Annotated in this window: 24 protein-coding genes and 1 tRNA gene; 8 read left to right on the forward strand and 17 right to left on the reverse strand. The window is 66.5% G+C overall.

Annotation, left to right across the window (positions count from 1 at the left end; translation table 11 throughout):
- Nucleotides 1-12: 12 nt before the first annotated feature.
- Together A9974_RS27255 and A9974_RS27260 are read right to left on the reverse strand one after the other, a co-directional pair.
- The gene (locus A9974_RS27255; protein WP_183007289.1) at nt 13-1257 is read right to left on the reverse strand and encodes an EAL domain-containing protein; all 1245 of its coding nucleotides are present in this window, start codon (nt 1255-1257) and stop codon (nt 13-15) included.
- Between the two features lie 2 nt (nt 1258-1259).
- Nucleotides 1260-4049 (reverse strand): ATP-binding protein, encoded by a 2790-nt coding sequence (locus A9974_RS27260; RefSeq protein ID WP_183007290.1) that lies wholly within the window; start codon nt 4047-4049, stop codon nt 1260-1262.
- A 274-nt stretch (nt 4050-4323) separates the two neighbouring features.
- Here A9974_RS27260 and A9974_RS27265 point away from each other — a divergent pair, with 274 nt between their 5' ends.
- From A9974_RS27265 to A9974_RS27275, 3 genes are all read left to right on the forward strand, one after another.
- Nucleotides 4324-4740, forward strand: a complete 417-nt coding sequence (locus A9974_RS27265) for a DUF5071 domain-containing protein (protein WP_183007291.1) — start codon at nt 4324-4326, stop codon at nt 4738-4740.
- Between the two features lie 313 nt (nt 4741-5053).
- Nucleotides 5054-5461 carry a hypothetical protein gene (locus A9974_RS27270; RefSeq protein WP_183007292.1) on the forward strand — a complete coding sequence of 136 codons (408 nt, stop codon included), beginning with the start codon at nt 5054-5056 and terminating at the stop codon, nt 5459-5461.
- 74 nt (nt 5462-5535) lie between these two features.
- Entirely contained in the window at nt 5536-5868 is a 333-nt protein-coding gene (locus tag A9974_RS27275) for a hypothetical protein (RefSeq protein WP_183007293.1), read from the forward strand.
- A gap of 87 nt (nt 5869-5955) precedes the next feature.
- Here A9974_RS27275 and A9974_RS27280 read toward each other — a convergent pair.
- The 6 genes from A9974_RS27280 to cysS form a co-directional block, all read right to left on the reverse strand.
- Nucleotides 5956-6048 (reverse strand) — tRNA-Ser (locus A9974_RS27280).
- Between the two features lie 89 nt (nt 6049-6137).
- Complete coding sequence (locus tag A9974_RS27285) at nt 6138-7403, reverse strand: aspartate kinase (protein WP_183007294.1); 1266 nt, start codon at nt 7401-7403, stop codon at nt 6138-6140.
- A 155-nt stretch (nt 7404-7558) separates the two neighbouring features.
- Nucleotides 7559-8554, reverse strand: a complete 996-nt coding sequence (tilS, locus tag A9974_RS27290; RefSeq protein ID WP_370539693.1) for a tRNA lysidine(34) synthetase TilS — start codon at nt 8552-8554, stop codon at nt 7559-7561.
- A 153-nt stretch (nt 8555-8707) separates the two neighbouring features.
- The gene (locus A9974_RS27295) at nt 8708-9673 is read right to left on the reverse strand and encodes an acetyl-CoA carboxylase carboxyltransferase subunit alpha (protein WP_183007296.1); all 966 of its coding nucleotides are present in this window, start codon (nt 9671-9673) and stop codon (nt 8708-8710) included.
- Nucleotides 9674-9709: 36 nt separating this feature from the next.
- The gene (locus A9974_RS27300) at nt 9710-10354 is read right to left on the reverse strand and encodes a DNA-3-methyladenine glycosylase (protein ID WP_183007297.1); all 645 of its coding nucleotides are present in this window, start codon (nt 10352-10354) and stop codon (nt 9710-9712) included.
- A 20-nt stretch (nt 10355-10374) separates the two neighbouring features.
- Nucleotides 10375-11829, reverse strand: a complete 1455-nt coding sequence (gene cysS / locus A9974_RS27305) for a cysteine--tRNA ligase (RefSeq protein ID WP_183007298.1) — start codon at nt 11827-11829, stop codon at nt 10375-10377.
- 207 nt (nt 11830-12036) lie between these two features.
- Between cysS and A9974_RS27310 the strand changes: the two genes are divergently transcribed.
- From A9974_RS27310 to A9974_RS27320, 3 genes are all read left to right on the forward strand, one after another.
- Entirely contained in the window at nt 12037-12720 is a 684-nt protein-coding gene (locus A9974_RS27310; protein ID WP_183007299.1) for a tetratricopeptide repeat protein, read from the forward strand.
- A gap of 134 nt (nt 12721-12854) precedes the next feature.
- A complete protein-coding gene (locus A9974_RS27315; RefSeq protein ID WP_183007300.1) occupies nt 12855-13364 on the forward strand; it encodes a peptidylprolyl isomerase in 510 nt (169 codons plus the stop codon).
- A complete protein-coding gene (locus A9974_RS27320; RefSeq protein WP_183007301.1) occupies nt 13357-14130 on the forward strand; it encodes a UDP-2,3-diacylglucosamine diphosphatase in 774 nt (257 codons plus the stop codon). Before A9974_RS27315 ends, A9974_RS27320 begins: the two co-directional genes overlap by 8 nt.
- A gap of 103 nt (nt 14131-14233) precedes the next feature.
- Here A9974_RS27320 and A9974_RS27325 read toward each other — a convergent pair whose 3' ends face one another.
- From A9974_RS27325 to A9974_RS27335, 3 genes are all read right to left on the reverse strand, one after another.
- A complete protein-coding gene (locus A9974_RS27325; protein ID WP_183007302.1) occupies nt 14234-15097 on the reverse strand; it encodes an undecaprenyl-diphosphate phosphatase in 864 nt (287 codons plus the stop codon).
- A 48-nt stretch (nt 15098-15145) separates the two neighbouring features.
- Entirely contained in the window at nt 15146-16729 is a 1584-nt protein-coding gene (locus A9974_RS27330; protein ID WP_183007303.1) for a TerC family protein, read from the reverse strand.
- A gap of 242 nt (nt 16730-16971) precedes the next feature.
- Nucleotides 16972-17757 (reverse strand): inositol monophosphatase family protein, encoded by a 786-nt coding sequence (locus tag A9974_RS27335; protein ID WP_183007304.1) that lies wholly within the window; start codon nt 17755-17757, stop codon nt 16972-16974.
- A gap of 119 nt (nt 17758-17876) precedes the next feature.
- Between A9974_RS27335 and A9974_RS27340 the strand changes: the two genes are divergently transcribed.
- Nucleotides 17877-18668: an RNA methyltransferase gene (locus tag A9974_RS27340; protein ID WP_183007305.1), complete on the forward strand. Its 792-nt coding sequence runs from the start codon at nt 17877-17879 to the stop codon at nt 18666-18668.
- Between the two features lie 66 nt (nt 18669-18734).
- On the opposite strand, the gene A9974_RS27345 is transcribed toward A9974_RS27340, so the two are convergent.
- The gene (locus tag A9974_RS27345) at nt 18735-19724 is read right to left on the reverse strand and encodes a tripartite tricarboxylate transporter substrate binding protein (RefSeq protein WP_183007306.1); all 990 of its coding nucleotides are present in this window, start codon (nt 19722-19724) and stop codon (nt 18735-18737) included.
- 160 nt (nt 19725-19884) lie between these two features.
- Between A9974_RS27345 and A9974_RS27350 the strand changes: the two genes are divergently transcribed.
- Nucleotides 19885-20646: an IclR family transcriptional regulator gene (locus A9974_RS27350; RefSeq protein ID WP_183007307.1), complete on the forward strand. Its 762-nt coding sequence runs from the start codon at nt 19885-19887 to the stop codon at nt 20644-20646.
- Nucleotides 20647-20795: 149 nt separating this feature from the next.
- On the opposite strand, the gene A9974_RS27355 is transcribed toward A9974_RS27350, so the two are convergent.
- From A9974_RS27355 to A9974_RS27375, 5 genes are all read right to left on the reverse strand, one after another.
- Nucleotides 20796-21629 (reverse strand): mechanosensitive ion channel family protein, encoded by an 834-nt coding sequence (locus A9974_RS27355; RefSeq protein ID WP_183007308.1) that lies wholly within the window; start codon nt 21627-21629, stop codon nt 20796-20798.
- 156 nt (nt 21630-21785) lie between these two features.
- Nucleotides 21786-22973 carry a DUF1513 domain-containing protein gene (locus A9974_RS27360; protein ID WP_183007391.1) on the reverse strand — a complete coding sequence of 396 codons (1188 nt, stop codon included), beginning with the start codon at nt 22971-22973 and terminating at the stop codon, nt 21786-21788.
- A 19-nt stretch (nt 22974-22992) separates the two neighbouring features.
- Nucleotides 22993-24099, reverse strand: a complete 1107-nt coding sequence (locus tag A9974_RS27365; protein ID WP_183007309.1) for an imelysin family protein — start codon at nt 24097-24099, stop codon at nt 22993-22995.
- Entirely contained in the window at nt 24099-25619 is a 1521-nt protein-coding gene (locus tag A9974_RS27370; RefSeq protein ID WP_183007310.1) for a di-heme oxidoredictase family protein, read from the reverse strand. The genes A9974_RS27365 and A9974_RS27370 overlap by 1 nt, the downstream gene beginning before the upstream one ends.
- Nucleotides 25616-26914: an imelysin family protein gene (locus tag A9974_RS27375; protein ID WP_183007311.1), complete on the reverse strand. Its 1299-nt coding sequence runs from the start codon at nt 26912-26914 to the stop codon at nt 25616-25618. The genes A9974_RS27370 and A9974_RS27375 overlap by 4 nt, the downstream gene beginning before the upstream one ends.
- Nucleotides 26915-26951 lie beyond the last annotated feature (37 nt).

The raw sequence follows: 26951 nt of genomic DNA on the forward strand, positions 1-26951 counted from the left end.
GGACCCAGTCGGCTAGTAGGGAATCGCCTGGCGCGGCACGGGATCGCGCATCGCGCCATGGCCAGGTTCGTTGGCCAGCAAAGCATTGAACGCGGCCAGGTCCACGGCCGCGGAAATCAGGAAACCCTGCACGCAATCGCAGCCGATACGGCGCAAGAATTGCAGGTCATCGAGGGTTTCGACGCCTTCGGCCGTAACCTGCAAGCCAAGTTGCCGGCCGAGTTGCACCGAGGACACCAGCGCAGCGGCCCGGACCTCGTCGCCCGCGGCCCCATGGACAAAGGCGCGGTCGATCTTCAGCTCGGTAAACGGCGTCGAGATCAGGCTGTACATCGAACTATATCCCTTGCCGAAGTCATCTTGCGACAAGCCGAAGCCCTTCAACCGCAAGCGGCTGGCGCCCATGTAGTAGTTGCCTGGAGCCACGGTCATATCGTCCTCGAGGAGTTCGAATGTTACGTCTTCGGCCGGAATGCCGCTATGGGTGACCTGCTCGTACAGTTCATCCGGCAATTGCGGCCGGTCCAGCAGGCTGACCGGCAGATTGACCGACACCGGGATGCGATGCCCCAGCCGGCGCCAGGCGCGGCAGGCGGCCAGGCTGTCTTCCAGCATGCGCATCAGCAGCTCGTGGTCAAGGCCGTACTCGCGCAGGGTGCGCAGAAAGGAGCCCGGCATCATCAGCCCCAGCCCCCGGTGCTGCCAGCGCACCAGCGCCTCGGCCCCGACGATGGCCCCCGACGCCAATGATTTCTTCGGCTGGAACCAGGCCTGGATGCTGCCGTCGCGCAAGGCCGCCACCACGCTTTGGCGGTCCAGCAGGCTGCCGGCGTCGCCGGCTTCGTCTTGCGGCGCCAACCCTGCGCCAGGAGTCCGCCGGCCCAGGCGGTCGGCCAGGCAGGCGATCTGCTCGCGGGTCACCGGCTTGACGAACGAACCCAGCATCGCAAAGCCGTTCTCCTTGGCCATCAGGCCGATACTGTTGGCCATGCGGCGCGAGCACGCGGTTGCGATCGCCAGGATCGGCCGCAGATTCAGGCGCGCCAGTTCATGGATGAACTGCGCGCCGTCCATGCCGGGCATGCTGACGTCCATCAGCACAAGGTGATAGCCCTCGTCGCGTATCCGCGCCAGCGCCTCCGGCGCGCTTTCCACCGTATCCACGCGGCCAAAGCCAGCCTCTTCCAACAGGTCCTTCAACTGCAGGCACTGCAGGGCATGGTCATCCAATACCAGCACTTTGTAGTCAGACAGCATGTTCACTTCAGTTCCTTTGCGATGCCATGCAAGGTTTGCGCCAACGCCATGAACGGCAGCGGCTTGGACAACACCTGGCTCATGCCTGCGGCCAGCCCGCGCTGCGCGACTTCCGCTGCGGAACTCGATGTCAGGCCGATGATGGACCCGGCATAACCGCCGTCACGCAACGACCGTGCCAGCTCATAGCCGTTGACGATGGGCATGTTCAGGTCGGTCAGTACCAGATCAAACAGTTCGGCGTTCCAGAGCCGCAGGGCTTCGCCGCCATCGGAGGCCAGCGTCGTCGCGCAGCCCAGGTGTTCCAGCTGCTCGCGCAGGATCAGCTGGTTGATGGCGTTGTCTTCCACCACCAGGATGCGCAGCCCCAGGTGCCTGGGCTGGGCGCCATCCCGGCCTTGCGCGCCGCTTTCGACGCCATCCTGCGCCCGTTGCACCGCGCGGCAGATGCTCACCGGATTGAAGGCGCTCGCCATAGCCTGGCGCGGCGCCGGGGCCATGAACGTCTCCTGGCCCGAACCGGGCGCCAGCACCCACACCCGCTCGTGGCGCCAGCGCGGTTCGGGCACGGCCGGCGGCCACGTCTGCACCAGCACGGTGCCCGGCCGGTCCACGGCGTCCGCCTGCTTGCGATACGGCAATGCAATCGCACCGCAGGCGTTCAGCCAGGCGCACACATTGGCCACCACCTCCGGCACGGCGCCGTCCACGTACACCGCGCGCGGCTGCAAGACGATCGGCGCGGGCGCCAGGACGTCGCCCCCACCCGCCGGCAGCGGCAAGCAGAACGAAATGCTGGTGCCCAGCCCCTCTTCGCTGACTACCGACAGCGTGCCGCCCATCAGGTCCGCCAGCCGGCGGCAGATCGTCAGGCCCAGGCCCGTGCCAGCGACATCGCCGTCCTGGCTCGCCGGCGCGCGGAAATACGGTTCGAACAACCGCAGACGGTGGCTCTCGCGGATGCCCGGCCCGGTATCGGCCACCTGGAACCGCAAGCGCAGGCCCCCGATTCCGTCGGCCTCGGCATGGGCCCGCAGCACCACCCGCCCCGACTCGGTGAACTTCACGGCGTTGCTGACCAGGTTGTTCAGAATCTGCAGGATCCGGATCGCGTCGCCCATCACCGTCAAGGGCATGCCGACCTCGGTGATGGCGTAGAGGTCCAGCCCCTTGGCCTGCGCCCGCGCCGCGTAGTTGGCCACCACCTGCTCGACCAGGTCCGCCGGCGAGTAGGGGCCGATCTCCAACTCTTCGCGCCCGGCTTCGATACGCGACAGGTCCAGCGTGCCGTTGATGGTGCGCAGCAAGGTCGACGACGACTGCTGGATCGTGCTCAGGTACTGCTCCTGCTGGCCCGACAACCCCGTCAACGCCAGCAGTTCCAGCGTGCCCAGGATGCCGTACAGCGGCGTGCGGATTTCATGGCTGATGGTGGCGAAGAACATCGCCTTGGACTCGCTCGCCTGGTCGGTGGCCAGCTTGGCGCTGCGCAGCGCGTGCTCCACATTCTTCTGCGCGGTGATATCGCTGATTCCGCACAGCACCACGTCTTCGGACTGGTAGGTCGTGGCGGCGAAGGTCAGGTAGGCGCTGCGGCCGTCCGTCAGCGCATATTCCTTGCCGCCCGTCTCGGCGCCGGCCTGGCGCAGCGTCTCGCGCCACTGGTCCTGTTCGCCCAGCCACTGGCGTGCCGCCGCGTTGGACAACAGCAAGGCCCCATCCGAGCGGCGCAGCAGGCACAGGCCCACCGGCGCCACCTCCACGATCTTCTGGTTCAGCGCCACGCTGTCGACCAGCGCCTGGTACTGGCGCACCGCAGGCTTGACCAGCCGGTTCCTGATATAGCGCACGGCCAACAGCACAATCACGATCAGCAATACCGCCACCGCGCCTGCCGTCCAGAACGATCGGGCGCCATCTTTCAACAGGTCGCTGATAGGCACGTAGTACGCCAGGCGCCAGCCCGCCTCGCCCACTGACTTGACCAGCACCAACGTCTGCGGCCACCAGCCGTCGCCCTGCAGGCGAAAGGAATCGCGCGACAGGTAGGCCGCCGTCTCGCCGACCCGCGCGGGCAAGCTGCCGCCGTGCAGCGCCATCACGCCGTTGCCGTCATACAGTGCATAACTGGCGCCGTCGCTGGCGCACTGCGCCTGCCCGATCACCGAGCCCAGCCCATCGACCTCCAGGCCGATCCAAGTGCCCTCCACGCCGTCGATATCGACGGGGGTGTAGAGGAACAGCCGGCTGTCCGCGTCCATGGGCGGACGCAGCCAGACAATAGGCGCACGGCCGTCCGCACCCGGTTGGGTGGTGCGCTGACGCAGCGTCTGGGCCAGCCATCGGAAGCTCTCGTCCTTCAGCGGCGCCGCCGCATGCGTCGCATCGGCCTGGGCCGACAAGGGCCGGGCCGTGGCATCCGCCGGCGACACGTACACAATGTGTGCCTTCAGCCGCGCCACATCCGCGCGGTCGCGCGGCGTCAGGATCAGCGCCCATTCGTAGCCGCCGTCCGGCGCAATCAACGGATCCACGCTGATCTGCCCGGTTTCACCGAACGTCTTGGGCGTGCGCGACACCGGCATGCGATCCGTGTTGCGCACGGCGGACGCCGCCACGGAACGCAGCAGCGCCTCGCGCTGGTCGAAATACAGCTGCGCGTTGTAGGCGCCCGCGTTCATGCGGCGGCGATACTTGGAAACTTCCCCTGTGAACGACCAGTAGGCGTAAAGCGCCGTTCCCACCACGATGCAGGCCGTCAGGGCGACGGCGAACAGGTGAAGAAGAAGCATGGGCAACCCAGGGGCCGCCGCCGTCAATGCTTCCCGCGGACGGGGTTTTACGATCATGAATTGATCATAAAATTCCGCTTTGCCGGGGGGCTCAAGAATATTCTCAAATGTTGCGTGACGCGGCTCCGGCCGAGAAGCGCTACGTGAATCCGCAAGGGGCGAACGATCATGGAAGCGACGGATCGTCTTCAGCCCGCCGCATCGGGCCGCGGCGCCGCAACTAAGATGTGAGGCTACGATTTCGCCCTTCGTTCCATGCGACACAGAGCAAACATTGTCAGCAGATACAGACGCATCGCACGGCCTGCCCCTCCCGTTGCCGGCCGGCAAACACGACCTGCTTGCCGCGCAGGCGATCGTCGCCGCAGGTTACCCGGCCGTTCAAGCACAACTGCCTGCCCTGCTCACCTGGATGCAAGACATCAATTGGCCCGTCGCCCGAGTGCTGGCGCCCTTCCTCGCAAGCATCGGCAAACCCTTGGCGCCCCCCCTGGCCCAGGTCTTCGAATCCAATGACGCCATCTGGACCTGCAACGTGCTGACGTATCTGGTCAGCGCCTGCCCCCCGCTCGCGATCGCCCTGGAACCCCAACTATCACGCCTGGCTGCGCGCCCTACCCAGGCTGAGCGCGACGAAGGCGTCGATGACATCGCCAGGCAGATCCTGGCGACACTGCCCGCACGTCGTTAAAAACAGCCGTAGCCCGGGCAGCCTTCCCCGCCACATGTAACAAAAATAAAAAAATCTATGCGACGCCATGGGCAGTTTGCCCGCGCCCCGTGGCTCGCCGTGCAGGCGCCGGCCCTATGCCGCCCCCATGAAAAGGCCTCGTTTTTCTCCAAGCTTGCCCCATGGGAACCCCGGTAAAACCGATTTACCAGGTGGGTAACGGCAAGCACGGGGTGTTGAATACACGCCACACCCCCCTCTCGCCATGTTCACGACCTGCTGGCATGATGCGGCGCGTAGGGCACCTGTCAAGCATCTGAACAAGGAAAACAAAGTGCGATTCAGTCTCTTCAAGGCCCTGCTGGCCTGCCTGTGCGGCGCCATGCTCAGCGCCTGCACCACCTGGGACGTGGCGATGATGCGCCACAAAGGCAAGCCGGTGAACGACATCGTGGTCGACTGGGGCGTCCCCGACCGCGTCTATGCCAGCGAAGACCTGCCGATCGGGCAACTGGTCTACATGTGGCAGACCTCCGGCGAAGTCTCGTGGGATGAAGCCGTCGGCAGCTTCTACGTGCCCCCGCCCGGCGGCGTCAGCTACGGCTTCGGCAACAACACCGGCACCATCTACCAGCGGCGCACGGGCGTGGCCAGTTGCTACACCATGCTGTACGTCGACGAGAAGGGCATCGTCGTCGGCGGTGACCTCGTCAACAACGGCACGACGTGCAAGATGTGGTGATGGCAACGACCCGCAGACCTCCCATGCCCCCTGACGGCCGGCCTGCTCTCGGACAACCCGCGAAAGAACTCCTGATGACGACCATGAAAGCCACTCTCATCCCCCTGATCGCCCTGGCCATGTTGACCGGACCGGCCTTCGCCGCCGAAAAGAAACCCACCGAGGGCGACATCTCACGCGCCATCGCCTATGCCGACGTGATGCGCGCCTTTGCCTACAGCAAGCAGGCCAACGAGTTCAAGGCACGCTACGACAAGATCGGCCCCGGCCAGGACGGCCTGGAAGCCATGACCCACGCGGCCAACCTGATGACCCTGGCCAACCAGGCCATGCGCGCGGCCTGCGCGCGCGAACCGCACTACGTGGAAAAAGGCATCGAGGCCTTTCGCTGCAGCAAGATCAAGTAGCGCGCTGCCGGTATGCGGCAAAGAAAAAACCCGCAGAACTTGCGTTCTGCGGGTTTTTATTCAGCCTGGCGAACCAGGCTGAGAATCTGGCGGAGATGGTGGGATTCGAACCCACGATGCAGTTTTTAGCCACATACTCCCTTAGCAGGGGAGCCCCTTCAGCCTCTCGGGCACATCTCCGAAGAGAACGAGATTCTAGCACGACTTTTTAGCCATTTTCCCCGGGCAGGGCCCGGGGTATGAAAAAAATCGTGCCGGAGCCGCGAGCCTCAGGCCTTGGTCGCCGGCGCCTGGTCCAGGCCAAAGGCCTTGTGCAATGCGCGCACGCCCAATTCCATGTACTTGTCGTCGATGATGACCGAGGTCTTGATTTCGCTGGTGCTGATCATCTGGATGTTGATGCCTTCTTGCGAAAGCGTCTGGAACATCAGGCTGGCCACGCCAACGTGCGAACGCATGCCGATGCCGACGATCGAGACCTTGGCGACCTTCTCGTCGGTGGACAGCTCGCGAGCGCCCACGGCGGGAATGACTTCGCGCTTGAGCAGGTCGACCGCGCGGGCGAACTCGTTGCGGTTCACGGTGAACGAGAAGTCGGTCGTGCCAGCCACGGACTGGTTCTGCACGATCATGTCGACATCGATATTGGCGGCGGCAACCGGACCCAGGATCGAGAAGGCGATGCCGGGCTTGTCGGGAACGCCCAGCAGGGTGATTTTGGCTTCGTCGCGGCTGAAGGCGATGCCGGAGACAACGGCGGCTTCCATTTTTTCGTCTTCCTCAAAAGTAATCAGCGTGCCCGAACTCATTTCTTCGTCGAGCGGGATGAGCGGGTCGGTCAGCGAGGACAGCACCCGCGTCGGCACACGGTATTTGCCGGCGAATTCGACCGAGCGGATCTGCAGGACCTTGGAGCCCAGCGAGGCCATTTCCAGCATTTCCTCGAAGGAAACGACGGCCATGCGGCGCGCTTCGGGCACCACCCGCGGATCGGTCGTGTAGACGCCATCCACATCGGTGTAGATCAGGCATTCATGGGCCTTGAGCGCCGCCGCCACGGCCACGGCCGAGGTGTCGGAGCCGCCACGGCCCAGGGTCGTGATGTGGCCTTCGGGGTCCACGCCCTGAAAGCCGGTGACGATGACCACGCGGCCGGCGTCGAGGTCGGCGCGGATGCGGGCGTCGTCGATGGACGTGATGCGCGCCTTGGTGAAGGACGAATCCGTGCGCACCGGCACTTGCCAGCCCGCATAGCTGCGGGCGGCCACGCCTTCGGCTTGCAGTGCGATGGCCAACAGGCCGCTGCTGGCTTGTTCGCCGGTGGCGGCGATCATGTCGAGTTCGCGGGCGTCGGGCTGGGGCGTGATTTCGCGGGCCAGGCCGAGCAGGCGATTGGTTTCGCCTGCCATGGCCGAGGGCACCACGACAACCTGGTGGCCGGCAGCGTGCCACTTTGCGACGCGTCGCGCCACGTTCCGGATGCGCTCTACCGAGCCCATCGAAGTACCGCCATATTTATGAACGATCAGGGACATCTCGTACTCTGGCTGGGAACCCGCCGCAAGTGTTGACGGGCAAAACCTCATATTCTATCTCGCCGGTAAAAATTTGCGCAGGCCATGGAATTTTCTTTCCATTCCACGGTCATTTTTCCCCGAAAACTGTCGTTTTGAGCGAAATTCCCTGGCGCTCAAGAAACATCGGCCCCGGCTTGCGGGCGCGGCTCGATCCATACGCGCCCGCGATGGCAGCGCACCACGTGGCCGGCTTGCTCCACCCGCAGTTGCCGGTCGTGGCCCAGGCTGTGCAGTTCGCGCAGCTGGCGCAGCAGGTCGCGCAGACGTGCGTCGGTGGGCATGCGGGCGCCGTTCTGTGCCAGCCAGTAGCGCAGCGCCTGGGCCTGGCGGGCCGGCGACAGGCGGCGCCAGGCCGCCAGCGAAAAACTGGCGCCGTCGGGGCTGGGTTCCAGCCCGGCCAGGTCCTCGCGCGCCACCTCGTCCAGGATCTCGGCGGCCTCGGCCATATGGCGGGCGTGGCGGGCGACGATGGCGCGCCAGCCGGGCCAACGGCCATCCAGCACGGGCGCCAGCAGTTCGCGCAGCGCGGCCCGGGTATAGCGCGGGTCGGCATTGGTGGGGTCCTGCACGGGATGCCAGCCGGTAGCGCTGGCGAAACCGTCCGCGGCCTGCAGGATCGCTTCCCTGCCCTGCTCCAGCCACGGACGCAGGTACACCACGCCGTCGCGTTCTGATTGCGCCGCCATCGCCGCCATGCCGGCCAGGCCCGTGCCGCGCAGCAGACGCAGCAGCACGGTTTCCGCCTGGTCGTTGCGATGATGGGCCAGCAGTACCAGCGCCACGCCATCGTCCTGGGCCAGGCGGGCCAGCGCCGCATAACGCGCGTCGCGGGCAGCGGCCTCGATGCCTTTGCCGCTGCCCTCGTCCACCTGCACCCGGGCCAGGCGCAGCGGCAGGCCCAGCAAGTCGGCCAAGGACTGCACCTGCTGGGTCCAGCCATCGGCCGCGGCCTGCAAGCCGTGATGGACATGGAACAGGACCACGTTCAAACCTGCCGCGCGCGCCAGGGCGGCGGCATGCACGGCCAGCATGGCCGAGTCGGCGCCCCCGCTGACGGCCACGGCAATGCGCGCCGGCGGCTGCGGCAGGCACGCCAAGGCGCGGCGCAGGGCCCCGATCAGTTCAGGCGAGACGGGAAACGGGAAGGACTGCTCCGCGGCGGCCGGCTCAAGCGGATCGGCGTCGGCGGCGGGGGTGGTCATGGCGGACGGCGCAAGGGTTGCTCGGCCGCGGCGCCGGCGGTGGCCGGCGCGCGGGAGCCCTCAGGCGCGCACTTCCTGGAAGGCGCCGAACGACAGCAGGCGCTGGACGCGCTGTTCGACGAGCTGCTCGGGCGTCATGCCCTGCAGCTGGCGCAGGGCATCGCCCAGCGCACGGCGCAAGAGGCGCGCCATGACGCGGGGATCGCGGTGGGCGCCGCCCACCGGCTCGTTGATGACGCGATCCACCAGGCCCAGGTCCTTCAGGCGGGGCGCGATGATGGCCAGCGCATCGGCGGCCTCGGGGGCCTTGTCGGCGCTGCGCCACAGGATCGACGCGCAGCCTTCCGGCGAAATCACGGCATAGGTGGCGTACTGCAGCATCAGCACGGTATTGCCCACGGCGATGGCCAGGGCGCCGCCCGAGCCGCCTTCGCCGATGATCGTGGCGATCACGGGGACCTTCAGCTCGGCCATGGCGTACAGGTTGTGGCCAATGGCTTCGGATTGGCCGCGTTCTTCGGCGCCGATGCCGGGATAGGCGCCCGGGGTGTCGACGAAGGTGAACACGGGAACGCCGAATTTTTCAGCCAGGCGCATCAGGCGCAGGGCCTTGCGATAGCCTTCGGGACGCGGCATGCCGAAATTGCGCGCGGCGCGCTCTTTGGTGTCGCGGCCTTTCTGGTGGCCGATCACCATGCAGGGCGTGCCGTTGAAGCGCGCCAGACCGCCCACGATGGACTGGTCATCGGCGTACATGCGGTCGCCGTGCAGTTCGTGAAAGTCGGTGAAGATTTCGCGCACGTAGTCCAGCGTGTAGGGACGCTGGGGGTGGCGGGCGACCAGCGCCGTCTGCCAAGGCGTGAGCTTGGCGTAGATTTCCTTGGCCAGGGACTGGCTCTTCTGCTGCAGACGTCCGATCTCGTCGGAGATGTCTACCGCCGAATCGGCCTGCACGTAGCGCAGCTGCTCGATCTTGTTTTCAAGCTCGGCGAGCGGCTGTTCAAATTCCAGAAATGTATTGCGCATGTAGTGTGGTTCCGTAGATGGGCGACCTGGCTTGCGTCAGTATTGGACCGGCGTCGGTTCCAGACTGCGCCACAGATACCAGGTTGCCACGGTACGCCAGGGTTGCCACGCCAACGAGACTTCGCGAGCCTCGAAGCGCGAGACAGGCTCGCCGCTGAAATAGTGTAGCGAGATTGCCTTGAGCAACCCAGGATCATCCAGCGGCAGAACATCGGGCCGCTGCAGATTGAAAATCAAAAACATCTCCGCCGTCCAGCGTCCGATGCCCCGGATGGCGGTCAATTCAGAAATGACGGCTTCGTCGTCCATCGCCGCCCATTTTTCGGGGTGGACCCGGCGTTCGCCGAAATGCACGGCCAGATCCAGCACGTATTCGGCCTTGCGTTGCGACAGGCCGGCATTGCGCAGGCCTTCCAGGCCGACGCGCAGCACCGCCACCGGGGTGGGACGCTTGCCGGCGGCTTCCAGGAACCGTTCCCAGACGGCGTCGGCCGCCTTGGCCGACACCTGCTGGCCGATGATGGCCCGCGCCAGCGTCACGAACGGCGTGCCGCGCGAGGTCAGCCAGACCTCGGGATGCTGGGGAATGATCTTTTTCAGGATGCGGTCGCGCCGCATCAGGTGGGCGACGGCGGCCTCCCAATACTCAGGCTTGGGAATGTCGGTATCTGCGATGGACATGTCGGGCGCTTCCTGGGGGTTCACGCTCGACGCCATTGCGTCAGGCCGCCCGGTTTGTCATCGAGTTCGATACCGGCATCGCGCAGCTCGGCGCGAATGCGATCGGCCTCCGCGAAGTTGCGGGCCGCCTTGGCGGCCGCGCGGGCATCGATCAGGGATTGGATGGCGTCGGCGCCCAGCTCAGGCCGCGCGCCCTGCTCCATGGCGGCGGCCGAATAGCGGGTGGCCGACTGGAAGTAGGCGGCCGGGTCCTGTTGCAGGAGGCCCAGCAGACTGGCCAGCGCCTTCAATTGACCGGCGCTGCGCGCGCTTTTGGTGCGATTGGCCTCGGACGCCAGTTCGAACAGGGCCGCAATGGCGCCCGAGCTGTTGAAATCGTCGTCCATGGCGGCCTTGAAGGCCTGCGCCTGCGGCTCGTTCCAGTCGATGCCCTGGCCGTCGGCCGGCACGTTCTGCAGCGCCTGGTACAGGCGGTCGAGCGCGTTCTGCGCGTCGACCAGATTGTCCGGCGTGTAGTTCTGCGGGCTGCGGTAGTGGTTGCGCACGATGAAGAAGCGCACCATTTCGGCTTCACGCGGATTGACCTGGTAATCGGCCGTGTCGGCCGGCGGCTCGCCCTGGGCGATGGTCTGGCGGATAGTGCGGAAATTGCCCAGCGACTTGGACATCTTGTCCGAATCGACCATCAGCGGGCCGCAATGCATCCAGATGTTGGCCAGCACGCCGCCGAAGGCGCCTTCGGTCTGGGCGATCTCGTTTTCGTGGTGCGGGAATTTCAGGTCGGGACCGCCGCCATGGATGTCCAGGGGCAGGCCCAGCAACGACTTGCTCATGGCCGAGCACTCGATGTGCCAGCCGGGGCGGCCCAGGCCATAGGGCGATTCCCACTTGGTGTCGGCGGGTTCGTCGGCCTTGGCCGACTTCCACAGCACGAAATCGAGCGGATCGCGCTTGGACGAGCCCACGGCCACGCGTTCGCCGGCGCGCAGGTCGTCCAGCGTCTTGCCGGACAGCTTGCCGTAGCCTTCAAAGCCGCGCACGGCGTAGTTCACGTCACCGTCGTCGGCCTGGTAGGCCAGGCCGTTCTGTTCGAGCTTGCCGATGATGTCGAGCATTTCGCCGACATACTGGGTGGCGCGCGGCTCGCGGTCGGGCGGCGCCACGCCCAGCGCGCGCTCGTCGGCGTGCATCGCGGCGATATAGAACTCGGTCACTTCGCCGATGCGGCGGCCGGTTTCGACCGCGCGGCGGATGATCTTGTCGTCGATGTCCGTGATGTTGCGTACGTAGTCGACGGCCAGGCCGCTGGCGCGCAGCCAGCGCTGCACCACGTCGAACGACACCAGCATGCGGGCGTGGCCCAGATGGCAGAAGTCGTACACGGTCATGCCACACACGTACATGCGCACCTGACCGGCCTGGGCCGGCTTGAACGGTTCTTTGGTACGCGATAACGTGTTGTAGATTTGCAGCATGGCGCTTTTGATTTGTCCTAATTTTTTCCGAGGCGGCTGCGGAAAACGTTGTGCCCGAAGGACGATACCTTCAAGGCTTGGCCGGCCTTTTTACCCAATGTCGAGCCAAAAACTCAACCGAGGCTAAAATGGCGGTCGTCAAGTATAGCAAGCGGCCCGGCCCCACGCGTAAGCGCGGGCTGGCCACGACTTTTAACGGATGCCCACGTGACTATCAAGCCGCGTTTTTGCGTCACCCTGCTCGCCCTGGCTCTGGCCGGCTCGCCGGTGACCGGCGCTTTCGCCCAATCCATGGCGGGGGGATCGGGAGAAAACCCGAACGCCAGCCGGACTACCCTGGATCCCATCCCCCCAGAGGGCGGCTGGGAGGGCTTGGCCAATGTGCTCAAGTCCGTGCAGCCCAGCGTGGACACGCGTCTGCAGCCGACCGCCTCGCAGATCACCACCTACATCGAACGCCTGCTGAACCGCGGTGAAAATGCGCAAGCGCTCGAAATGATCGAAAAGCGTGAAGCCGAAATCAAGGACCAGCGCGGCACCGACGTGCAACTGATGTTCCAGCACGCGCGCGCCCTGGCCGCCCTGGACCGCAAGGCCGAAGCCATCGATCTCTACACCGAGATGACGACCCGCTTCCCCGAATTGCCGGAACCTTGGAACAACCTGGCGGCTCTATATGCCAGCCGGGGTGAACTTGAAAAAGCGCAAGACGCCCTGCAAATGGCCTTGCGCGCCGACCCGGGCTACGCCGCCGCGCGCGCCAACCTGGGCGACCTGCAATTGCTGCAGGCGCTGCGCACCTACAAGCAGGCCGCCAGCGAAGGCGTGCCGGGCATGCAGGACAAGGCTCGCGAAGTCGAAACCATGCTGAAGGACAAGCAACACAAATGATGTCTCGCTACTCCCCTCTCCACCTGCTGCGCCTGACGGCGTGCTCGTTCGCGCTGGCCGCCTTTGCCCCAGCGCTCGTCAGCGCCGCGCCTGCGGCCGCCCCCTCAACCTCCCCTTCTGAAGGCACAAAATCCATGAGCACCAACCCCCGCGTCAAGCTTCACACCAACCAAGGCGACATGGTCATCACCCTGGACGCCGCCAAGGCGCCCAAGACCGTTGAAAACTTCCTGACCTACGTCAAGGAAGGCTTCTACAACGGCACGGTGTTCCATCGCGTGATTGACGGTTTCATGATCCAGGGCGGCGGTTTCGAACCCGGCATGAAGCAGAAGCAGACCCACGCCCCGATCGAGAACGAGGCCAACAACGGCCTGAAGAACGACAAGTACACCCTGGCGATGGCCCGCACCAGCGACCCGCACTCGGCGACCGCCCAGTTCTTCATCAACGTGTCCAACAACGACTTCCTGAACTTCACCGCGCCCACGCCCAATGGCTGGGGCTACGCCGTGTTCGGCAGCGTCACCGAAGGCACCGACGTGGTCGACAAGATCAAGAACGTCAAGACCGGCAACAAGGGCTTCCACCAGAACGTGCCGAACGAAGACGTGATCATCGAGAAGGCCGAAGTTCTTGAATAAGCTTGCCCTGGCCGGCCCGATCTGGCTGGCGTCCGACCTGCACCTGGGGCCGGCAACGCCGGCCACCTCGGAGGCCTTCCTGGCCTTTCTGCAGGCCGCTGAAGAAGAAGCCGCCGCCCTGCTGTTGCCGGGCGACATCTTCGACGCCTGGATCGGCGACGACGTGATTCGCGCCGCGCCGCCCTGGCTCGCCACGGTGCTTAAGGCGCTGCAGGCCACGGCCGCGCGCATTCCCGTGTGGCTGGGCCGCGGCAACCGCGACTTCCTGATCGGCGAGGAACTGGCGGCCGCGGTCGGCGCCAAGCTGCTGCCCGAACCGGCGCTGCTGCAGACCGACTACGGCAATGTGCTGCTGACCCACGGTGACGAATTCTGTACCGACGACGCGGCGTACCAGCAGTTCCGCCAGATGGTTCGCAATCCGCAATGGCAGGCCGAGTTCCTGTCCAAGACGATCCCTGAACGCCTGGCCATGGCGCAGCAGGCCCGCGGCGAAAGCCAGGCCGCGAACCAGGCCAAGTCCATGGAGATCATGGACGTGAACGCCGGCGCCATCGCGCAGGTGTTCCGCGACACCGGCGTCAACGTGCTCGTGCACGGGCATACCCATCGCCCGGCCCGCCACGTGCTGGATGTCGACGGCGCCAAGCGCGAACGCTGGGTGCTGCCCGACTGGGACTGCGACCACGTCTCGCCGCCCCGCGGCGGCTGGCTAGTCATCGACCGCGACGGCTTGCAGTTCTACGACCTGGAAACCGAGGAATAGGCCCGGGGCCCGCGCCCGCCTTGCCTCGACCCAAACGAAAAGGGCCGCGTCACAATGACGCGGCCCTTTTTCCATTGACCCGCCCCTTGCGGGGACAGCGGCCTTAACGGGTGAAGATCCAGGCGGCCACGATGGCGCCGAACACGATGCGATACCAGGCGAACACGCGGTAGGTGTGATTGGCCACGAAGCGCAGCACCGCGCGCACCACCACCATGGCGCTCAGGAAGGCCGCCACGAAGCCCACGGCGATGCCGGACAGATCGTGCTGGGTCAGCAGATCCATGTTCTTGTACATGTCGTACACGGCCGCGCCCAGCATGGTGGGCATGGCCAGGAAGAACGAGAATTCGGTGGCCGTCTTGCGCTGGATGCCCGCGATCATGCCGCCGATAATGGTGGCGCCCGACCGTGAGGTGCCTGGAATCATGGCCAGGCACTGGGCCACGCCCACGCCCAGCGCCTGCTTCCAGGTGATCTGTTCCAGCGTGCGCGCCGTGGCGTGCTCGTCGGAAGCGGTGTCGTCCGCGGCGCCCGGCACGTCGCCAGGGGTGTGGCGGGTGCGGCGTTCGACGTACAGCATGATCAGGCCGCCCAGCACCAGCGTCACCACCACCACGCCCGGGTGATAGAACACCTGCTTGATGGACTTGATGAAGATGGCGCCGATGACGGCGGCGGGCAGGAAGGCAATCAGCAGGTTGCGGGTAAAGGCCACCTCGCTGGGCACCCCGGTCAGGGTGCCGCGGATCAACTGCATCAGGCGGGCCCGGAAGATCCACATCACCGCCAGGATCGACCCCAGCTGGATCACGACTTCAAAAACCTTGCCTTGGCTGGATTCGAAATTGATCCAGTCGCCGATCAGGATCAGGTGACCCGTGCTGGACACGGGGATGAACTCGGTCAGGCCCTCGACGATGCCAAGGATGAAGGCTTTGATCAGGTATAGCGTGGAGTCAGTCACGATGGCGGGATTCCAGGTAAACAAGGGCGGGGCTAGGGCTTATCGGCGCTAATCGCTGGTCAGCGAGGCGTCTTCGTCCAGCGGTTCCGGCGCGCGCTTTTCGACGCGCACCAGCGCGATGCGGCGGCCATCCATTTCCACGACTTCAAAGCGGAAATGGTCGTGGTGGATATCGTATTCGCACACGTCGCCCGGCTTGGGCAGGTGGCCGAAGCGCGACAACAGGTAGCCGGCCAACGTGGAGAATTCCTGGGCGTCGTCGACCAGGCCTTCGGTTTCGAGCACCTGCTCGACATGATGCAGGTCGGCCGCGCCGTCGATCTTCCAGGTGTTGGGGCCGTCGGCGACGATGTCGGGCAGTTCGTCTTCGTCGGGGAATTCGCCGGCGATGGCTTCAAACACGTCGATCGGTGTCACCAGCCCCTCGATGGCGCCGAACTCGTCAGCCACCAGCACCAACTGGCCGCGCGAGCGCTTGAGCGTATCCATCAGGCGCAGAATGCCGATGGCCTCGTGGACGATGATCGGATCGCGCAGGCGGTTGCGGCGCACGCGGCCTTCGGTGATCAGGTCGGCCACCAGGTCCTTGGCGCGGGCGATGCCCAGCACTTCGTCCAGCGAGCCGCGGCACACCGGGAAGAAGCTGTGCGGCGCCTCGGTGATCTGGCGCCGGATGGTTTCCGGGTCGTCGTCGATGTTGATCCAGGACACGTCCGTGCGCGGCGTCATGATCGACCGGATGGAACGCTCGGCCAGGGTCAGCACGCCGCTGACCATATTGCGCTCTTCGACCCCGAACGCCGGCATGGCCGGGCCGTCGGCGCTGGGCAGGTCGGGTTCTTCGGCGGGCGGGCGCTTGCCCAGCATGCGCAGCACGGCCGACGCGGTGCGTTCGCGCATGGGGCGGCGGGCGTCCAGCTTGAGCAGGTTGCGGCGCGCCACCTGGTTGAGCGCTTCGATGGCCACCGAGAAGCCGATCGCGGCGTACAGGTAGCCCTTGGGCACCTTGAAGCCGAAGGCCTCGGCCAGCAGCGAAAAGCCGATCATCAACAGGAAGCCCAGGCACAGCACCACGACCGTGGGGTGGGCGTTGACGAAGCGCGTCAGCGGCTTGGACGCCAGCAGCATGATGCCGATGGCGATGACCACGGCGATCATCATGATGGCCAGGTGGTCGACCATGCCGACGGCGGTGATGACCGAGTCCAGCGAGAACACGGCATCCAGCACCACGATCTGCGTCACGATGACCCAGAAGCTGGCGTACACGCGCGGCCCGGACGAGCCGCCATGCTGGCCGCCTTCCAGGCGCTCGTGCAGCTCCATCGTGCCTTTGAACAGCAGGAAGAAACCGCCGGCCATGAGGATCAGGTCGCGGCCCGAGGGCGATAGCGGTCCGACTGAAAACAGGGGGGTGGTCAGGGTGACGAGCCACGACATGACCGACAGCAGGCCAAGCCGCATGAAGAGCGCCAGGCTCAGGCCCAGGATGCGCGCGCGGTCGCGCTGCGACGGCGGCAGCTTGTCCGCCAGGATGGCGATGAAAATGAGGTTATCAATTCCCAGGACGATCTCAAGGACGACCAGGGTAAGCAAGCCGACCCACGCAGCGGGGTCCAGCAGCCACTCCATCAGGAGCTCCAGAAGTTACACGACCGGTAATCGTACATGGAAAATCCGTGACACGCCGGTGACACGCCTCGTCCACACGCCCTACGGCCGCGGGTTGCGCGGCACTGACGCGTGCCGCGGCGCGCATGAAAAAACCGGCCGCAAAGGGCCGGTGGGCAGGCCGCGCGCAAGGCGCGGCCGGATCGCGCCGCCGTCTCAGGCGGCCGACCGGCGGGCAATGGCCGCCGGACCGGACAGGCGGCTCAGGCCGCCGGCGCCGGGTTCAGGGCCGACAGCATCTGGGTGAAGATCTTCGGGCTGGCGGCCAGCACGTTGCCGGTGTCCATCCAGCCTTGCTCGCCGTCGAAGTCGGCGATCAGGCCACCGGCTTCCAGCACCATCAGGCTGCCGGCTGCCAGGTCCCAGGGCTTGAGGCCCACGCCGCAGAAGCCATCCAGGCGGCCGCAGGCCACGTAGGCCAGGTCCAGCACCGTGGCGCCCAGGCGGCGCACGCCCGTGCTGCCTTCGGCCATGTTGCGAAAGCGCGCCGAACCTTGCTCGGGATCGCCGGAGTTGGGCCAGTGCGCGCCCAGCAGGGCCTCGTGGTAGCGGGTGCGGCCCGAGACGCGCACGCGGCGGTCGTTCAGGAACGTGCCGCTGCCACGGCTGGCGGTGAACAGCTCGTTGCGCGACGGGTCATAGATGACCGCCTGCGTGACCTGGCCGCGCTGCGTCAGCGCGATCGACACGGCGTAGTTGGGCAAACCGTGGATGAAGTTGGTGGTGCCGTCCAGGGGATCGATGATCCATTGGAATTCGGCTTGGTCGGGACCTTGCAAGCCGAATTCCTCGCCCAGGACCGCGTGATCCGGGTAAGCGGCGTGCAGCGTCTCGACAATGGACTCCTCGGCGGCGCGATCCACTTCCGTGACATAATCGCGCGGCCCCTTGCGAGCCACGGTGAGTCGTTCCAAATCCATGCTGGCACGGTTGATAATGGTGCCGGCACGCCGGGCCGCCTTGATGGCGATGTTGAGCATCGGGTGCATAAAATTCCGTACGTATGCGGTGAGTAGGCCGCTAGCCGCCCCCCGGGCCGGCCGTTGTCCCCATAGGGGAAATCGACCCAAAAAACCAGGAAGGCACTAAGCCAAACGTGCCATTTTAAATGACTCAAGCATTTTCACGCGTTCGCTTCATTATGGTGAACCCCAGCCACCCCGGAAACGTCGGTTCGGCGGCCCGTGCGATCAAGACCATGGGCTTCTCCGAACTGGTGCTGGTGGGGCCCAAATTCGCCGATGTGACCACCCAGCCGGAAGCCGTGGCCCTGGCCAGCGGCGCCCTGGACGTGCTGGAGAACGCGCACATCCACGACACCCTGGAAGAGGCCCTGGCGCCCGTGACCCTGGCGTTCGCCCTGACCGCCCGGGTGCGCGACCTGGGTCCCCCGCCCTGCGACATCCGCCAGGCGGCCGACCTGGCGCGGGCGCACCTGACCGACACGACCGAAGGCAGCACCGCCATCGTGCTGGGCACCGAGCGCGCCGGGCTGACCAATGAGCAGATCGGGCTGTGCCACCGCATCTGCCACATCCCGGCCAATCCGGAGTACAGCTCATTGAACGTGGCTCAGGCCCTGCAGCTGGCCGCCTGGGAATTGCGCTATGCCCTGCTGGTGGACCAAGGCGCCCCGCTGCTGCCGGCCTCGACGGCGCAAGAGCCCGCCCGCGGCGCGCAGCCGGCGTCCGGCGAGGCCGTGCAGGCCTTCCTGGCCCACTGGGAAGAAGCGCTGGTGGGGGTGCAGTTCCTGGATCCGGCCCACCCCAAGAAGCTGATGCCGCGCATGCGGCACCTTTTTTCGCGCGTGGCCCTGACCCGGGACGAAGTCGACATGCTGCGCGGCGTCTGCACCGCGATGCTGGCCACCGCCCGGGGCGAGCGCGGCACAAAAAAATAGGGACGGGCATCCGCCCGTCCCTGCTCATCGGTCGCGGGCGGCAAGCCGCCCGCGGCACGAAGCGGGTCAGTCGACCGTGGCGCCCGAGGCCTTGACCACCGGCGCCCAGCCTTCCACTTCCGACTTGATGAACTGGCCGAATTCGGCCGGCGTGGTCTTCACGCCCACGGCGCCCAGCTTTTCGAAGCTGAGCTGCACTTCGGGCTTGTCCAGCGCCTTGACCATGGCGGCGTTCAGCTTGTTGACCACGTCGGGCGGCGTGCCGGCCGGGGCGATCAGGCCGAACCACGACGACACGTCGAAGTTGGCGAAACCGGCTTCCTTCATGGTGGGCACGTCCGGCGCGCTCTTGGAGCGTTCGGAGGTGGTCACCGCCAGCGCGCGCAGCTTGCCCGACTGCGCGTGCGGCCAGGCCGACGGCATGTTGTCGAACATGAACTGCACCTGGCCGCCGATCAGGTCGGTGATGGCCGGGGCGCTGCCCTTGTAGGGCACGTGCAGCACATCGATGCCGGCCTGCATCTTGAACAGTTCGCCGGCCATGTGGATGGACGTGCCGCTGCCCGACGAGGCGAATGCCAGCTTGCCGGGGTTTTTCTTGGCGTAGGCCACCAGTTCCTGCACCGTCTTGACCGGCACTTGGGGATTGACCACCAGGATGTTGGGTACCTTGGCGCCCAGGGCAACCGGGGTGAAATCGCGGGTCAGATCGAACGTGACGTTCTTGTACAGCGTCTGGTTGATGGCGCTGGTCACCGCCACGAACAGCAGCGTGTAGCCGTCAGGGGCGGCGCGCTGGACCTGGTCGGTGGCGATATTGCTGCCCGCGCCCGGCTTGTTTTCGACCACGAACGACTGGCCCAGGGCTTCGGTGAGCTCCTTGGCCATGATCCGGGCGATGACGTCGGTGGTGCCGCCGGCGGAAAAGCCGACCACGATGCGGACAGGTTTATCGGGATACGCAGCCTGGGCAGAACCCATTGCGAAAGCGCTTGCGGCGGTAGCCAGCAGCGTGGCGGCAATACGCCGCAAACCAGGCTTTTGACCGGTAATCATAGAGTCTCCGTGCAGATACTGTCCATCTAGTGGACGATTTGAATTATTGGATGACGCATTCTGATCTATACACGAGCAGTGCATCAAGGTAGAGTCCACGCTACGGACTATGGTTTTCCCTTGACCGTTCCGCAATAACCCCAAAAGTTCAGAGAGTTGCATGCAAGACAGCGATGCCGCGGCCGCAGGCCCACGCACATTGCGGCGCGGATTGGCCGTTCTGGCCGCCCTACGGGACCAAGGCCCCGACGGGCTCAGCGTGACTGATATCGCCCGCCTGACGGGCATACAACGCCCCACCATCTACCGGCTGCTGGCGGCCCTGCTCGACGCGGGCCTGGTGCTGCCCGTAACGGGCACCAAGAAATACCGCGCCCAGCTGGCGGTGGACCCCGACACGCGGTCCCGCGATCCGCGGGTGCGCCAGTTGCTGCCGGTGCTGCGCCGATTGGCCGACCGCACCGGCGACGCCGTGTTCCTGGTGGTGCGCGACGAAGACGATTCGATCAGCCTGCACCGCGAGATCGGCAGCTACCCGGTGCAAATCCTGGCCACCTACGCCGGCAAGCGCCAGCCGCTGGGCGTGGGTTCGGGCGGCATGGCGCTGCTGGCCGCGCTGCCCGACGACGTCGCCCGCGGCATCGTCGAACGCAATTCCAGCCGCCTGGACGAATACGGCGGCATGACGCCGCAAGAGATGTTCCGCCTGATCGAAAACACGCGTGCGCGCGGCTATTCGGTGGTGGGCAACCATGCCGTGCGCGGCGCGCTAGGCGTGGGCTGCGCGCTGCTCGATGCGCAAGGCGCACCGCTGCTCGCGGTGAGCGTCACGGCCATCATCGACCGCATGCCGGCGCAGCGCCAGCGCGAAATCGCCGGCTGGATCAAGGGCGAACTGGCGCGACTGGCGATGCAGGCCTGAACCTGCGCGCGACGCCGGCCAGGTGCCGGGTCGACCGCAGGTCATGAATCGCGGCGCGGCGGCTTACCGCGCCTCGTCTCGCGATGAATCCCCCCAAGAAAAAGGGCGTCCGTGCCAGCACGGACGCCCTTTCCGTTTGCGCGGGCAGCTTAAGCCGGCGCGTTGGTCTTGGGGTTCTGGATCTCGCGCAGCGGAATCGGCGCCTGGAAGCCCGCGGCTTCGAGCGAGCTGCGGATTTCCTGGTACAGGCCCCAGCGCAGGTCCCAGTACTTGGCCGCTTCGGCCCACACGCGCACGTTCACGACCACGCCGTTTTCCTTGTAGTCGATCACCTTGACCAGCGGCAACGGATCTTTCAGCGCATTGGGATTGGCATCGACAATGCCTTGCAGCTTGGCCAGCACCGCGTTCAGGTCGTCGCCATAGCGCACCGGCACCGGAATATCCAGGCGGCGGGTCTTGTTGCGGCTGTAATTGGTAATGGTGGCGTTCCACACCGTGCTGTTGGGCAGCGTCAGGTGGATGCCGTCGACCTGGACGAGGCGCGTCAGGAACAGGCCGACCTCTTCGACCGTGCCTTCCGCGCCGGTGCTCAGGCCCACGTATTCACCTGCGCGCACCGGGCGCAGGATCAGAAGCATGATGCCCGCGGCGATGTTCTGCAGCGTGCCCTGCAGCGCCAGGCCGACGGCCAGGCCGGCGGCGCCCAGCACGGCGATCAGGCTGGCGGTCTGCACACCAAAGCGCGCCAGCACCGCGATGAGGGTGAAGATGCGCACCGTCCAGACCACGGTGCTGTAGAACATCGGCACGATCGTCGGATCGATCTTGCTGGAACGCGTGGCGATACGCCGCACCCAGCGGCCGAGCAGCGCCGACACCCACCAGCCGATGACCAGGATCAGCAGGGCCACCAGCAGATTGATGCCCAGATCCACCAGCCTGGGGGCCCAGGCGTTGAATTCCTTCAAGGCGTCTTCCATCGTTAACGCTCCCTCATGCAAAAAAGACAGCCGAAAACTTTATCAGATGCGGCTTGCAGGCAGGGGCGGATGACGCGCCGGGTGTGTCAAGCTTTGTAAGGACGCAGCCCGTGGATCGCCACTGGCCGGCATGCCGCGATGGCGACGGCGCGAGGCTTACGTCGCGCCGGTCACCTTGCGCAGGTGGTTGTCCCAGGCGCGCTCGCGCGATGGGGTCATGAGCGGCTGTTCGCGGCCGGCGGCGTCGGTGCGGAGCATGGCACCCAAGCCGCTGCTGATCAGAAAGCCCGCGCCATCCGCGGGCGCCACGCCGCAGCCGTCGGCCAGGCGCGTTTCGCCCAGGCTGCGGCCGCTTTCCGCGTCCCAGTACATGACCTGCCCACCCACCGGACTGGACGTGGCGACCACTTTGCCCGCCACGTCCACCGCCACCGATCCCACGTAGTTGCGCATCTCCCGCAGCGCCGCCGTGGGGCCCGGGAACAGTTCCATCGGCGCGCCGCGGCGATGGCGGCCGACCAGTGCGGGGCGATCCCCCGCCGGCCCCATGTACTGGCAGCCGAACCAGATGCTGCCGTCGGCCGCCAGCGCCAGGTGGCGGATCGACAGGCGATGCAGCTCGGGCGCCAGTTCCACCCGTTCCAGCAGCCGGCCGCTGGCCGCGTCGATATACGCCAGCGACGCGCGCATGGTATCTAGATTGAGTTCCAGCTTGCCGTAGTCCGGATGCGTCAGGATGCCGCCATTGGCCACGCACAGCGTCTTGCCGTCGGGCATCAGCACCACTTCGTGCGGGCCGATGCCGCCGCTGTCGAATTCGGCGATGCGGCGATAGCCACCGCCGGGCGTGGCATCGTAGATGCCCAGCACGCCGCGGCCGCCTTCAAAATCGTTCTCGGTGGCGGCCAGCAGCCGGGCGCCATCGAAATAGGCACCGTGGCCGAAGAAATGGCGATCCTCGGGCAGCGGCAATGCCACGGGCGCGCGCTCGCCGCTGACATCGAAGGCCAGGGCGAAGAAGCCCGGCTGGCGGCCGAACACCACCGCGCGCGTGCCGGCCGGATCGATGGCGAAGCTGTGTCCGCGTGCCGGCATGGGCAGCACGCGGCGGTCCTGGCCGGCGGCGTCCAGCACCACGGCTTCGTCGCGTCCGCCGCGTTGACGGGCCGTGAGATACAGCGCCGCGTTATCGCGCGCTGGCCCGGCCAGCGCCTGGCCAGGCCAGCCCAGCGCCGCGCCCAATGCGCCGCCGCAGGCGGCGCCGAACACGCCGGCCGCAGCCCGCGCCAGGAAATCGCGGCGTGCAGGTTGCGCGGCGCGTGCGCCAGGCCCTTGCGGAATCATCGCCGCCGCAGGTTGCGGGTCAGTCGCCATCGAGCGCGTTAAAGCCGATGGTGACGCCCAATGCGGGCGCCAGGTCTTGATCGACGATGGCCTTGGCGTTCTTCAGGGTCAAGGCGGCCAGGCCCAGCAAGCGGCGCCCTTCCGCGTCCGCCAAGGCCTGCTCCAGCGGCGCGGGCACCTCGCGCAGCGTCTTGGCCGCGCTGGCCAGTTCGCCCAGCACCGCGGCCGGCATCCATTCGCCGCCCTTGGGCGACTCATAGCCGCCCGCCGTGTAGAACGCCGCCAGGCCGTCCAGGTTGGCCGCCAGCATGCGGGTGGACAGGTCGCTGCGCCAGAACGCGGCGCGCTTGGGGCGGGCGCTTGCCGCGGCATCGCCCAGCACCGGCAGGATCTTCACGTCGCGCGCGAACTGCAGGCCGGTGGACAGCGCCTTCATGGCTTCGGCCGCCACTTCCTGCGGATCACGGTACAGGTCGTTGCCCGCCTGCGGCCGCGCGAACTGGCGGCCGAATTCCCCCTGCGCGCTCCAGGCCTGCGCTACGTCGCGCGACATGGCCGCGACGTTGGCCGACACCGCCACGGCGTAACCGCAGGCGTAGGCAAAGGTGGGCGTGCCAGCCTGCTTGAGCAGCGCGGGCTCGCCGTACAGCACGAATTCCAGCGCCGGCAGGCCCTGCACCGCCACGCTGCGCCCGGCCAGCGCGCCAGCCTTGAGCAGCTCGGCGTCCTGCGCGGCGATCAGCGCCTGCACCTGCCTGGGCATCACGCCGCGGGTATCCGGCCAGAACGCCAGGCGCTCGAAGCGGTTGGCCTGCACCAGCGGCCCGAAACGCAGCAATTCCACGCGCGACCAGGCCAGCGCCAGCGCCGTGAAGGCGTCCTGCACCCGCTTGGCGCCGGCCGCATCCGGCTTGGCGCACCACGGTCCCAGCACGCCCTCCAGGCGGCCGGCGGCCTCGGCCATGCCGGTGGCGGCCGGGCGGGCATAGCCCTGCGCCAGGCGCTCGCCCAGGTCGGCGGGCAATTCGGCGTGGGCCGCCACGGGCCAGGCCGACGCGCCGGCCAGCAATAGCGCGGCCAGCGCGGCCTTGGCCGGACCTTGCCGGCGCGCAACAGGGGATGGCATCACAGCGACTCCAGGAAACGGATGAGATCGGCGCGTTCTTCGGGTGTCATCGCCACCACGCGGTCACGCGCGGGCTGGCCCGCGCCGCCGTGCCACAGCACGGCTTCGAGCAGCGTACGGGCGCGGCCATCGTGCAGCCAGGTGGCGGTGGGGTTCACCGTATTGGTCAGGCCGATGCCCCAGAGCGGCGGCGTGCGCCATTCGCGGCCCGTGGCCTGTCCGTCGGACACGCCATCGGCCAGCTCGTCGCCCATGTCATGCACCAGCATGTCGGTGTAGGGCCAGATCAGCTGGAAGCGGTGCTCGGCCTGCCTGGCGTTGCGGCTGGTGACATACTTGGGCACGTGGCACGCGACGCAGTTGGCATCGTAGAACAGTTTCTTGCCCGCCAGCACGCGGGCATTGTCGGTATCGCGCCGCTGCGGCACGGCCAGATTGGTGGAATAGACAGTGACGAAATCCATCAGCTTGGCCGGCACTTCTTCCGGGCCAAAGCGCGGCTGCGCGCCATGCGGCATCTTCAGACACTGCGGCTGGGCCGGCGTGCAATCGCCGTAATGGCTGGGAAACAGCGGCGTGGACAGGCCCATGTCGTTGGAAAACGCCGCAGCGCTCTGCTGCTCGACCGTGGGCTGGCCGGCCTTCAGGTTGAAGCGGCCCAACGCCCGCTCACCGGTGCGCGCGTCGGTGACCCAATTGGCCTTGCCCACGATGCCGTCGCGCTTGTCCGCGCCGATATTGGCGAGGATGTCGGATTGGTGGATGGATTCCAGCAGCCCCAGGCCGATCATCGGCGGCGCCAGGCGCGGCGAAATCTGCGTGTCCTTGCGCATCGGGCCGTAGCCGAGGTTGTCGATGCGGTAGACCGGCTTCATCAGCGTAGCGGTTTCGCCGCCGTTGAGTTTGACGGTGACCGGCGTATATTCGATTTCCATGCGGCCTTCGGCGGGCAGGCCCGCCACCGCGAAGTTCTGCAGCTGCACGCCATAGACGGGCTCAGGCAGCGCCGCCAATTCACCGGGCGCCAGTTTCGGATGGCCACGGTCCGGGCCTTCCGGCACCGCCAGGCGCAGCAGCAGCGCCACGGCGTCGGGACGCTCCAAAGGATCGAAGCCTGGCACGGAGCCGCGCCCGTCCTTGGTATGACAGGCCTGGCACGAGCGCGCGTTGAATAGCGGCCCCAAGCCGTCGGAGGCCTGCGTGGACGCGGGGGCCGAGACCCAGTCCTTGCGGAACAGGCCGTTGCCCACCTGAAACTCCTGGCGGCGCTCGAAACTCATGTTGGCCGATGGCTGCGAAAAGATGTCGGCGTTGATGAGTTTGTTGGTGGTCGTGGCGCCCGCCTGCATGGTCTCGAAGGTCTCGGCCTTGGAGAAATCGCGCGTGGGCGCGGTAATGGCGCGGACGCGCTTCCAGTCTTCGGCGGTCAGATCGTCGCGCCCGGCAGGCGCGGGGGGAGCGGCGGCGGCGGCGGCGGCGTGAGCCGACGCCGCCAGTACGGCGGCGAATACGAGCTTCACTTGAATACGGCGTCGGGTTTATCCAGGCTGTCGGAACCTTCGATGGCGACCTTGCCCAGGTCCAGCAGCGTGATCACGCGCTCCAGGCTGCGGGTCTGGTCGACCAGGCGGTCGATGGCGGCCTGCACCACCGCGTTGCCTTCCTTGTTGCCGTCCGCGATCATCTGGTCGTAGGTCTCGACCGTCTCGGCGCGGGTCTTGAGCGCCTGCATGGCGGCCACGGTAGCGTCCAGCTTGGCGCGCACCTCGGTGTCCAGCTTGGGATCGCGCGCCTTGACCAGTTCCGACAGGCTGGCGCCCGTCACGGTCTTGCCGTCGATGCGCGTGTACGAACCCAGGTAGACATTGCGGATGCCGATCTGGTCGTAGTAATGCGAATTGTGGGTGTTGTCCGAAAAGCAGTCGTGCTCTTCCTCGGGATCGTGCAGCATCAGGCCCAGCTTCATGCGTTCGCCGGCCAATTCACCGTACGACAGGCTGCCCAGGCCAGTCAGCATCGCGATCAGGCCGGCCTTGGGATCTTCTTGCACGGCCTTGCGGGCGGCGCCGTCTTGCTTCCAGTTGCCCACCATTTCTTCCAGGTCGGTCACCAGCAGATCGGTCACGGCCTTCAGGAATTCGATGCGGCGTTCGCAGTTGCCGCCGGTGCACTGCTTGGGATCGAAGTCGGTGTGCGGGCGGTTGCCGGCGTGGCGCTCTTGCGGCGTGCCCTTGCGGTCGGCCGGCGCGGGGCCGGTGCCGTTCAGGTCCTGGCCCCACAGCAGGAATTCGATGGCGTGGTAGCCGGTAGCCACGTTGGCTTCGTTGCCGTCGGCCTCGTGCAGCACTTCGGACAGCAGCTTGGGCGTGATCTTGCTGACATCGACGGTCTTGCCGCCGACCGAGATCTTGGCGTTGGCGATGACGTTGACCGCGTAGTAAGCATTCTCGTCGTTTTCCGTGCCGTAGGATGCGTCGACGTAGTCGATCAGGCCTTCGTCCAGCGGCCAGGCGTTCACGCGCCCTTCCCAGTCGTCGACGATGGGGTTGCCGAAGCGGTAGGCCTCGGTCTGCTGGTAGGGCACCCGCGCGGCCAGCCAGGCGTCGCGGGCGGCCTTGAGCGTCTGCTCGCTGGGCTTGGATACCAAGGCATTGATGGCATCGCGCAGCGTCTTGGCGGAGGCCAGCGAATCTTCGTAGCCCGCCAGCGCCAGGTCCGAATAGGTGGCGACCACGGCCTTGGGCTGCACCGCGGCGTGCGCCGTTCCCCCGAACACCGCGGCTGCCAGCACCGCTCCCAACAACAACTTGCGCATCGACTTCTCCCGTAACGCGAACGAGGTTGCGCCCCGC

This window comes from Achromobacter sp. UMC71 (assembly GCF_014170305.1).
In the GTDB taxonomy this organism is placed as follows: domain Bacteria; phylum Pseudomonadota; class Gammaproteobacteria; order Burkholderiales; family Burkholderiaceae_B; genus Achromobacter.